Origin of the sequence: Leptospira haakeii (genome assembly GCF_002812045.1) — a bacterium.
Taxonomy (GTDB): domain Bacteria; phylum Spirochaetota; class Leptospiria; order Leptospirales; family Leptospiraceae; genus Leptospira_B; species Leptospira_B haakeii.
This window is the reverse complement of record NZ_NPEG01000015.1, coordinates 72,469-81,726: the sequence shown is the minus strand read 5'-3', so window position 1 is coordinate 81,726 and position 9,258 is coordinate 72,469. Positions and strand designations below refer to the sequence as shown.

The window sequence follows — 9,258 nt, the reverse complement described above, 5'->3', positions numbered from 1 at the left end:
CGCACTTCAATTTGCTTTAGAATACGCGTTTCCAAAATCAATGAAAGGTAGCGAATCCTCGGATTGGGCTCTTGCGGGAGTTGCCATTTACAACAGTTCGGTTCCTGGAAGTCGACTCTTCACTCCCGGGCCATTGGCCCGGGCTTTCTTTGGCAATTACCTCGGATTGGAAAACACGGATCCGAAAATTGTATGAACTGCCATAGCCCAAACCCTGAAACCAAAAGTGTGTTACTCTCTCGTTTAGGTTGGGGAGAAGGTTCCGCGCCTACATGGAAATCGGGCAGCGAAGAAAACGGAGTACAATGTGCAAGTTGTCATCTCCGAAAAGGAAAAGTTTACGGCCCATTTCCGAAAGATGGAAATAAAGATAAAATATTTCAAAATTCGAATATTTCTCATGGTGGGTTTATCCCTCAGAAAGAATTTGAAGAGTCCGAATTTTGTAAAACCTGCCATCAATCACCAGAAACAGCAAAACAGATAAACGGAAAGTTTTTGATGGATACGTACGGACAATGGAGGAGGTCCGAATTTGCGAGATCAAATGTACAATGCCAGAATTGTCATATGCCTGATAGAAGACATGAATGGAAAGGTATCTCCGATGGAGAAATGGTAAAACGAGGAGTCCAAACTTCTTTACAAGTATTACCAAAAGAAGAAGGAGCCGAAATTATCTCTGAATTAAAAAACTCCGGAGTAGGACATACATTTCCTAGTTATTCGGTTCCAAAAGTATATCTGGAAGTTTGGACCGAATCCATATCCGGACAAAAAAGAAAAATCTCCGAAAAAACTTTAGGCTGGATGTTGGATTTGGAATTAGAGAAGGAACTTTTTGATACAAGACTTTCTCCTGGAGAATCTGCTCTTCTTCGTGTAAGTTTATCCAAGGAAGAATTCTCAAAACTCAAACGAGTCGAGTTTATAGTCATAGTAGATCCAAAAGAATATTATAAAAGAATGTTCCAAGACAATTGGAACTACAAAGATACTTTCCGAGAAGATACAAAACCTTGGGTTTTACCAAACTTAAAAAAAGCGCTGGAAGAGGCGAACTCGGCTAAATATGAATTGGTTCGTTTGGACTGGAAGAAGTAGCCACAGGGTTTAGAAAGACACAGGAACCGTTGCGCACAGAGGCACAGAGGCTTATTAAACTCTGTGCCTTGATATAAAAAACAATTTCCGAATAAACGGACCTTCTTAATACTCATCCCGAGTATGGGATCGCTATTAGAAGAACCGGAATTTCCTAAATTGATAAGTGCTTATAGGGAAGCGATTCAAAGAAGATATTCCAAAAACAATCTATCCAAATATCCGAGATTCTCTTCTATTCCGGAAGAAAGAGTGGATCTTTTGGTACGTTACTTCCTGGAACTCCTATATCCAGAATACGAGGGGAGAAAAAAATTAGACGGTGCATTTGAATCCTTAGCTGGATTTGTACATTCTCCTCCAAAAGTATTCGGTCTTTTGGGATCATTGAGTATGGCGGTATTCAAATTGGGCCGCCATTTAAAATCAGCATTCCAAGCCGGATTTGCAGCCTTACATTCTTATGTAACCGCTCATAGATTCGAAGAGATCATGTTTTCCAAAGCAAAAGAATTATTAAAAGAAGGGAAGGATCTCCAAAACAAATCCATTTTTAATCAGGTGCTAGCTTCCGTTTCTAAAAAAGACGCGGACGAGTTTAGAGAAGATATTCTAAAACTATTTACTACACTCTCGGATAAGGAACTTCTTTCTAAGATCAAACAACTTATGGACGCAGTCGTTAAAACAATGAAGTCCAAACCGAAAACTTACACTCCGGAAGAGGTGGAAGGTATTATGCTCGGCGCAGGAATTCTCACCAAGGGAGAAGAACTGTTTTCTGGAATGACTAGAGAAGAAATGGATTTGATTTTAGAAGCAATTGATCAAGTGGAGAAGGATACGTTTGAAGAAGCGATTGCTTCTGTAGGTAAATAACCCTGCCGACGGTCGGAGTCGAACCGACACGAGGTTGCCCTCGCTGGATTTTGAATCCAGTGCGTCTACCAATTCCACCACATCGGCGGGTTTTATAATTCCTTATTGGATCAGGAATCGAGTTCGATGTATTTGCCCTTACCGCGGGCAACGATTTTACCGATCTCGTTCTCAATTTCAGCTCTGTTTTCGATCACTTTTTTGTTCTTTTTAACGAACCAGCCACGTAAATGCAGAGGTTGATTTACTTGCGCGGGTTGTAAGAAGCGGATCGTTAACTCGCCTGTTGTTGTTTTAAAATTCATCGCCTCATTGATTTTGGCCATGATTTCGTCCAAAATAGTGGCAATGATTCCGGGATGGATCACATCTGGAGACCCTTGGAACTTTTCAGGAACCGTATAGTCCCCGTAAGCGGTTTTTGTGTCCTCATCAAAGGTGATCTTTAACTGAAGACCGTCCGGATTGTCAGGACTAGACCCGAAGCTCAGGTTTTCCCGAACCGTTGATTTCATATATGTCAAGTTATTACTTAACATTCATGGTGTCAATCCGAAAAAGCTACTGATTGCTGTTTAAGAACGACGTAATACTCTGTCGAAAATAATAGATAAGAATCTTTTAGATGACTGCACTACTTTTATTACTAGGACTTCTTTCTGCGGGAGCAGGAGCATACACTTTATTCAGAGATCCGAGTAGATCTTCAGGAAGTTCTGCGCCTTCTCCAGGTGGTGGAAGTTCAGGCGGAGGTGGTGGTCCTGGGTCGAGTGGTTCCGGTGGAGGAACTCCTTCTTCTGCAGACCGAGGAAAATTAGTCAACGTTGGTGACCAAGATTCTACTGCTTCTTCTCCGGCTCAAAGAGGTGGAGGACAACCAGACGCGCAGAAACCAGACCAAGACTGGAGTTCTCCTCCTGCTGGCGGTGAAAAACCGAATTATCCAGGATTAAAGAAGAAGGATAAATTACAACTTCCTCATGCAACTGATGATATCATTCGGAATAACTCCCGTTATGCGCATCATAGAAGACCTCTTTTACATTCGGAGGCATTAGTAGATAAGGAAAACTTCTTAGCTGCGCTTGAGATCTTAAAGAGAACTAACGCTAGAATTCCTGATTCGGATATTAATGAAAAAATAGATAATAATATCCAAGCGATAGAAGATCATATCAACACTCCACCGGAGGAAGAGACTTATACTCCGGATGATCCGAATTATACAGGACCTCCTATTCCGATGGGAGACCTGGTCAGAGCGATCAAGGATATTAGCCAAGCTTTAGGTGGAAGTCTTTCCCAAGGATTTGCAAATCCTATCCAAATCCAAGCTCCTCCTGGAACAGAGGCTCCAAAACTTCCTGCAGAATTACCTCCAGGACCAGTATCATATCAAATTATTTCATATGCTCCTTCTTCAGGACCGATGCCTCCGCCTCCACCGGGAGCACCTATTTCTTATAGCGCGGGAGTTCCTTCACCTCCAGGTGGATTTCCGCCTGGACCAGGTGCTGCGCCTCCAAGTGGAGGACCAGGTCCTGTCGGTCCGGAAGATTTTGCTCCTTCTGAACCTTCTCCAAAACCTAAAGATCAGGACCATCTTGATCCGAATGAAATGGATCTTCCGGAAGATACATTCTTCACGGATGAATGGGATAAATTTAAAGACCTTCCTCTTGTTGATAGAAGGACAGGGGAAGATCGTCGTTCCCAAGGAGAAAGAAGAGGAGGAGAAGGTTCTCGCAAAGACAGAAGGGGAGAAGACGATAGAAGAAAAGAGGATCTTTTCCAAGAGAGAGATGATTATCTCAAGAAGAAGGCGGAAGAAAAACGCCAAGAGAGAGAAGAGCAAGCATTAGAAGAACCTTTACCTCAGGATTGGCCAAGACCTGAATATCCACTTTCAGATCAGATCCCAGGTTATGCTGCACCTGTTCTTCCTCAGGTCGATCTAGTTCCGATCCGTTTACCGGATCCGGAAGATAAAGTTCTTAGAGGAGAACCTGAAGGAACTCCGCAGGGCGCACCTGCACCTAGTCCAAGCGGAGAAGCTGCTTCTGCGCCAGGTCCAGTAGAATTACCTAAAATAGATCTTCCGGATCCTGTAGATGAAACTAAACATGAGGAATATAAACCTGAAATTCCTCCACTAGCAGGACCAGGCGCTCCTGCTGGTGCTGCACCGGCTCCTTCTCCAGGTGCAGAAGAAGCTCCTGAAATAGAAGTGTTGGATGGAGGCCTCGAACCTTTAGACCAAGATCGTCCGGAAGGTCCAAGTGGAGGAGGGGACGACGAGCCTAAAATGATCCATGGTATTCTGGAGTTAAAACCTCCGGAAGTGGATGACGCTCCCTTCTTGACCTTAACCTATGATTTCGGGAAGATACCTCACTCATTCAAACTTTCCAAGAATTACAGTATTATGGAATACTCATATTATAAGTATAAACCAATGCTGATCAAGGCCCAGGAATTTGCTCGTCGTAAAATGTTGAAGAATGCTTTGAACTATTATCGTGTGATCAAATCACAGAATATTCCTCCTGAACTCAGAAAGATGATCAACCGGAACATCAAGGACATCACCGAGTTCATGGAGAAATACTTAATGGCCAAAGGCTGAAAATTTGGCAGAGAAGTTTCTCTGTAAAAAAATTCCTCGCTTCCTTAAAAAAGAAAAACTGCTTTCCATTCTGGCTGTCTAAATTTAGAATGATTCTAAATAGGAGAGAGCAAAATGCCTCAAGTTACTTCACTCGCACCGGACTTTAAAGCAGAAGCCGTAATCGGTCAGCAAATCAAGGAAATCAAACTTTCCGACTATAAAGGAAAGTGGGTTGTTCTATTCTTCTGGCCCCTCGACTTCACTTTCGTATGTCCTACTGAAATCATCGAGTATGATGCAAAACTGGACGAATTCAAAAAAATCGGAGCGGAAGTTCTGGGAGTTTCCGTAGACAGCGCTTTTACTCACCTTGCATGGAAAAACACTCCTCGTAAACAAGGTGGATTAGGAGATATCAAGTATCCTCTAATTGCTGACATAACCAAGTCGATCGCAAGAGATTACGGAGTTCTTTTAGAAGGCGGAATGGCTTTGAGAGGAACCTTCATTATCGATCCAGCTGGAGTGATCCGTCAGTCTACCATCAACGATCTTCCTGTAGGAAGAAACATTGATGAAGCAATCCGTTTGGTGAAAGCTTTCCAATACGTGGAAAAACACGGCGAAGTTTGCCCTGCAAACTGGGACGAAGGAAAGAAAACCATGAAAGCGGATCCAGAAAAGTCCAAAGAATACTTCTCTGCGGTAAACTAATCCATTCTTACGGAAATCCGGTCTTAGGGCCGGATTCTCCTTTCTAATTTCTCCTGGTCACCCATCCTTCCCCTTAAAATCTTGTTATATAGCCCTCATTCGGGCAAAACTCGCACTTAAGACTTTCGGAAAGGATTGCATCTTTCTTTCTAAAAGTCTAAGATATGGGAGAAGAATATTATGGCACAAGCACTTGAGATCATTTCCGACGAAGACAGATATTATCGTGCGGATAATTTTCCCAAAGGACTTACCCGCAAAGTGGTGGAGTCCATCTCCCATATTAAAAATGAGCCAGCTTGGCTAACTGAATTCCGTCTAGAAGCATTTAAAGTTTATGAAAGTAAACCTATGCCTGGTTGGGGATTTTTTCCCAACTTCAAGGTAGATATAGACGAGTATGTGCATTATATAGGCGCAAATCATAAGAAGAAAAAATCCTGGGACGAAGTAGATCCTGAAGTATTAAAAAGTTTTGAAAGACTAGGTATCCCCGAACATGAAAGAAAATACCTGGCTGGGATCGAAGCCATGGAAGATTCCGAGACTGTTTACGCTAACGTTAAAAAAGAACTTACCGACCTAGGAATTATTTTTTGCGATATAGATACTGCGATCCGTGAATATCCGGATATCGTTCGTAAATATATAGGGACCGTTGTTTCTATCGGGGATAATAAATTCTCCGCATTGAACTCTGCAGTATTTTCCGGAGGATCTTTCGCTTACGTTCCGAAAGGTGTTAAAACTCCTATGCCTTTGCAGGCTTATTTTAAAGTGAGTGCGGCTTCTTCCGGTCAATATGAAAGAACTCTTCTGATTGCAGAAGACGGAGCAGAATTAGAATATTCGGAAGGATGTTCTTCTGTGCAAGACAAGGGCACGAATTTCCATACTGCAGTGGTGGAGCTGATCGCTCATAAGAATTCTAAAATATTCTACACTACTATCCAAAACTGGAAAAAGAATATGTATAACTGGACCGTAAAGCGCGGTCTTTGTCATGAAGCGGCTCATATCACTTGGACAGATGTGAATATCGGAGCAAACACTATCAAGTATCCAGGTATTGTATTACAAGGTGATAATTCTACAGGTGATATCCTTTCCTTGGCTTTTGCCGGTTCTGGTCAGATCCAGGATACCGGCGCAAGGATCATTCACGTAGGTAAAAATACTCGTAGTAATATTCTTGCAAAAGGTGTTTCCTTGGACGGGGGGATCAACTCTTACAGAGGTTTAGTAAAATTCACCACCGGTTCTTCTAACGCATATAGCCATGTAAAATGTGATGGTCTGATGATGGATGATCGTTCTCAATCACATGCTTATCCTTATAATGATGTAAGTGGACAGAATGGAACCTTAAACTATGAGGCGACTGTTTCTCGTATCGATGAGGATCAATTGTTCTATCTTCAATCCAGAGGACTTTCAGAGGATGACGCAAAACTTCTGATCATCAACGGTTTTTGTGAAGGTGTGACTAAACACTTAAACGTGGAATATTCTGTGGAGATGACCAGGCTTATCAGAATGATCTTGGAAGACGGGAAAGTTATTTCCGAACATTCGGATTCTTCTGTTTCCTGACCGGAAAAAAGCTGGTATTCCTTCTAAAATCCGGTCATACAAATCATATGCAGAGAGTATTAGGTATTTTCCTGGTAGTTGGTTTGATCTTGGCTGGGATTCAGATCTTTTCTCCAAAGACTGTTTCTTCTGACGAACCTGAAAAAACAAGTTCTGGGTCAACGGCCGAAGAGCAGGAAGTAAAAACCGAAACTCCTAACGCCGTGTTTTTCTGGATCACTGCTACTATCAGTTCTTTTCTGGATCAATTAGAAAAAGAATCAGAGAGCCGTAATACTCCCGCTGAAATTCTTACTGAGCAAGAATTGAATGAACTTTTTCAACAAGGTTTAGATTCTTATAATGCATCTGAGTATGATAATGCAATTTCCCAATATGATCGTTATCTTGCGGTAAATCCTAAAAATTCTTCCGCGTTCTATAATCGGGGTTTGAGCAAATATTATCTGAATAGATACACAGAGTCCGAAACGGATTTTGATTCCTCATATTCTTTGGACCAAACCAATCTGGATGCATTGTTTTATAGAGGATTAAGCCGCTTCGGTCTGGAAAGAAAAGAAGAAGGTTTAAAGGACATGAATAAGGCGATCAATTCCGGTCTGATAAAGTCATATGCTTTTGCGGAAAGATCGATCCAGCTGGGTATATTAGAAAAAACGAAAGAATCTTTGGCTGATGCTAAAAAAGCGGTTCAGCTTGAGCCGGAATATCCTAGGGCGATCTTTGCCTTAGGATTTGCGTATTATGCCTCCGGAAAATATAAAGATAGTGTGGATTCTTATTCCAAAGTTTTGAGGATCTTACCGGATGATTCGATCTCATATTTTAATCGCGGATTAGGTTACGCTGCCTTAAAGAGAAAAACCGAATCCTGCAAAGATTATAAAAAATCCTGGGATCTAGGATACGAAAACGCAGAAAAACAATATAAGGATTACTGCAAGTGAACGAAACCATTCCCAATACTGAAATCGAGGAGAATGGAACTGGAAAAATTCCTGTCAAAGGCCATACTTTAGAAGAACTCACTCAGATCATTTCAGACCTTGGTGAAAAACCTTTTAGAGCAAAACAAATTTATAATGGATTGTACGCAAATCGTTACGAGTCCTGGGAAGAGTTCTCCACGATTGGGAAGGACTTAAAGGAAAAATTAAAAGAGAAATTTAGCCTCTCCTCCATCAGCGTTGCTAAACATTTAAAATCAGTAGATGGGACCCAAAAATTCACATTCGAATCTGTTCCCAGAAGTGGAAAAGAATTCGAATCAGTTTGGATCCCTTCCGGAGACGGCGGAAGGAAAACGATCTGTATTTCTTCTCAAATAGGTTGTACCTTAAACTGTAAATTTTGTGCCACTGCGAAACTTCCTTATATGGGGAATCTAAAAGCGGGTGAGATCATAGATCAGATCCTACAGGTAGAAAAGATCGTAGGCGATAGAGCCACAAACATAGTGTTCATGGGAATGGGTGAACCTATGCATAATTACTTTAATGTAATGCGAGCGGCAAAACTTCTTCATGATGGAGAAGCTTTGGGAATGGGCGCTAAAAGAATTACAATCTCCACTTCAGGAGTAGTGAACGGTATCCGCAGATTTATAGAAAATAAAGAGCCTTATAATCTTGCAATTTCTCTCAATCATCCTGATCCGAACGGAAGAAAAGAGATCATGGATATAGAAGAGAAGTTTGCACTTCCTGAACTTTTAGATGCCGCCTTAGAATATACCAAAGTTCTAAAACGTAGGATCACATTCGAATACGTGATGATCCCTGGCGTGAACATGAGCGCCGAAGACGCCAAAAAATTGGTGAAGATCGCAAGAAAACTGGATTGTAAAATAAACGTAATCCCTTTGAACACTGAGTTCTTCGGCTGGAGAAGGCCTACGGATCAGGAGATAGATGAGTTTTTGCGCCATTTGGAACCTGCTGGAGTTCCTATCTTGAACAGAAGATCCCCTGGAAAAGACATCAATGGGGCATGTGGAATGCTCGCCGCAAAAAGTTGACCTTAGATCCGTATCGAATAACCTAGCTGGAATGAGGCTGTCCCTTTTTTCGACCTTATTCTTATTTTCTTTTATTATGATCGGGATCACCGATTGTAAAGATCCCTACCAACAAAAATGCCAAGAGATCTGCGGGTTTTTCACCTCTTGTGTGGAGAAACAATTCCAAGCCAAGGGACCTATGGAAGCTTCCCAAAAAAGTTTCATGCAGATTGAATGTGAATCCGGATGTTTGAGAGAACAAGGATACGCGATGCCTTGCTATGAGTCCGAAAAAACATGTACCGGATTTACACGTTGCCTCATGGAATCCGGTCTCATGGATTGATCCTTCGTTTTT

General features: G+C 41.8%; 9 protein-coding genes and 1 tRNA gene. 8 read left to right on the top strand and 2 right to left on the bottom strand.

Translation table 11 applies throughout. From position 1 onward, the window contains the following. The first annotated feature begins 63 nt into the window (after positions 1-63). Positions 64-1,104 (top strand): multiheme c-type cytochrome, encoded by a 1,041-nt coding sequence (locus CH377_RS17205; RefSeq protein WP_244283716.1) that lies wholly within the window; start codon positions 64-66, stop codon positions 1,102-1,104. A 123-nt stretch (positions 1,105-1,227) separates the two neighbouring features. After that, positions 1,228-1,983 carry a hypothetical protein gene (locus CH377_RS17200; protein ID WP_100724980.1) on the top strand — a complete coding sequence of 252 codons (756 nt, stop codon included), beginning with the start codon at positions 1,228-1,230 and terminating at the stop codon, positions 1,981-1,983. Positions 1,984-1,986: 3 nt separating this feature from the next. On the opposite strand, the gene CH377_RS17195 is transcribed toward CH377_RS17200, so the two are convergent. Both CH377_RS17195 and CH377_RS17190 read right to left on the bottom strand, forming a co-directional pair. Next, positions 1,987-2,070: transfer RNA gene (locus CH377_RS17195), tRNA-Leu, on the bottom strand. 23 nt (positions 2,071-2,093) lie between these two features. Beyond that, positions 2,094-2,498 carry a PaaI family thioesterase gene (locus tag CH377_RS17190; protein WP_008595600.1) on the bottom strand — a complete coding sequence of 135 codons (405 nt, stop codon included), beginning with the start codon at positions 2,496-2,498 and terminating at the stop codon, positions 2,094-2,096. Between the two features lie 110 nt (positions 2,499-2,608). On the opposite strand from CH377_RS17190, the gene CH377_RS17185 reads away from it, so the two are divergent. From CH377_RS17185 to CH377_RS17160, 6 genes are all read left to right on the top strand, one after another. Next, positions 2,609-4,609 carry a hypothetical protein gene (locus CH377_RS17185; RefSeq protein ID WP_100724979.1) on the top strand — a complete coding sequence of 667 codons (2,001 nt, stop codon included), beginning with the start codon at positions 2,609-2,611 and terminating at the stop codon, positions 4,607-4,609. A gap of 114 nt (positions 4,610-4,723) precedes the next feature. Beyond that, positions 4,724-5,305 (top strand): peroxiredoxin, encoded by a 582-nt coding sequence (locus CH377_RS17180; RefSeq protein ID WP_100724978.1) that lies wholly within the window; start codon positions 4,724-4,726, stop codon positions 5,303-5,305. A 180-nt stretch (positions 5,306-5,485) separates the two neighbouring features. Further along, entirely contained in the window at positions 5,486-6,898 is a 1,413-nt protein-coding gene (sufB, locus tag CH377_RS17175; protein ID WP_100724977.1) for a Fe-S cluster assembly protein SufB, read from the top strand. A 47-nt stretch (positions 6,899-6,945) separates the two neighbouring features. Further along, positions 6,946-7,848, top strand: coding sequence for a tetratricopeptide repeat protein (locus CH377_RS17170; RefSeq protein ID WP_100724976.1), 903 nt, complete (start codon positions 6,946-6,948; stop codon positions 7,846-7,848). Positions 7,849-7,856: 8 nt separating this feature from the next. After that, on the top strand, positions 7,857-8,918 hold the full coding sequence (gene rlmN / locus CH377_RS17165) for a dual-specificity RNA methyltransferase RlmN (protein ID WP_100724986.1): 1,062 nt from the start codon (positions 7,857-7,859) through the stop codon (positions 8,916-8,918). Between the two features lie 31 nt (positions 8,919-8,949). After that, positions 8,950-9,246, top strand: a complete 297-nt coding sequence (locus CH377_RS17160) for a Cys-rich protein (RefSeq protein WP_100724975.1) — start codon at positions 8,950-8,952, stop codon at positions 9,244-9,246. The last annotated feature ends 12 nt before the right edge of the window (positions 9,247-9,258 follow it).

Excerpts from the sequence above, each read along its gene's own strand:
- CH377_RS17200 (WP_100724980.1), top strand. The coding sequence starts at position 1,228 with ATGGGATCGCTATTAGAAGAACCGGAATTTCCTAAATTGATAAGTGCT.
- CH377_RS17190 (WP_008595600.1), bottom strand. The coding sequence starts at position 2,498 with ATGAAATCAACGGTTCGGGAAAACCTGAGCTTCGGGTCTAGTCCTGAC.
- CH377_RS17185 (WP_100724979.1), top strand. The coding sequence starts at position 2,609 with ATGACTGCACTACTTTTATTACTAGGACTTCTTTCTGCGGGAGCAGGA.
- CH377_RS17180 (WP_100724978.1), top strand. The coding sequence starts at position 4,724 with ATGCCTCAAGTTACTTCACTCGCACCGGACTTTAAAGCAGAAGCCGTA.
- sufB (WP_100724977.1), top strand. The coding sequence starts at position 5,486 with ATGGCACAAGCACTTGAGATCATTTCCGACGAAGACAGATATTATCGT.
- CH377_RS17170 (WP_100724976.1), top strand. The coding sequence starts at position 6,946 with ATGCAGAGAGTATTAGGTATTTTCCTGGTAGTTGGTTTGATCTTGGCT.
- CH377_RS17160 (WP_100724975.1), top strand. The coding sequence starts at position 8,950 with ATGAGGCTGTCCCTTTTTTCGACCTTATTCTTATTTTCTTTTATTATG.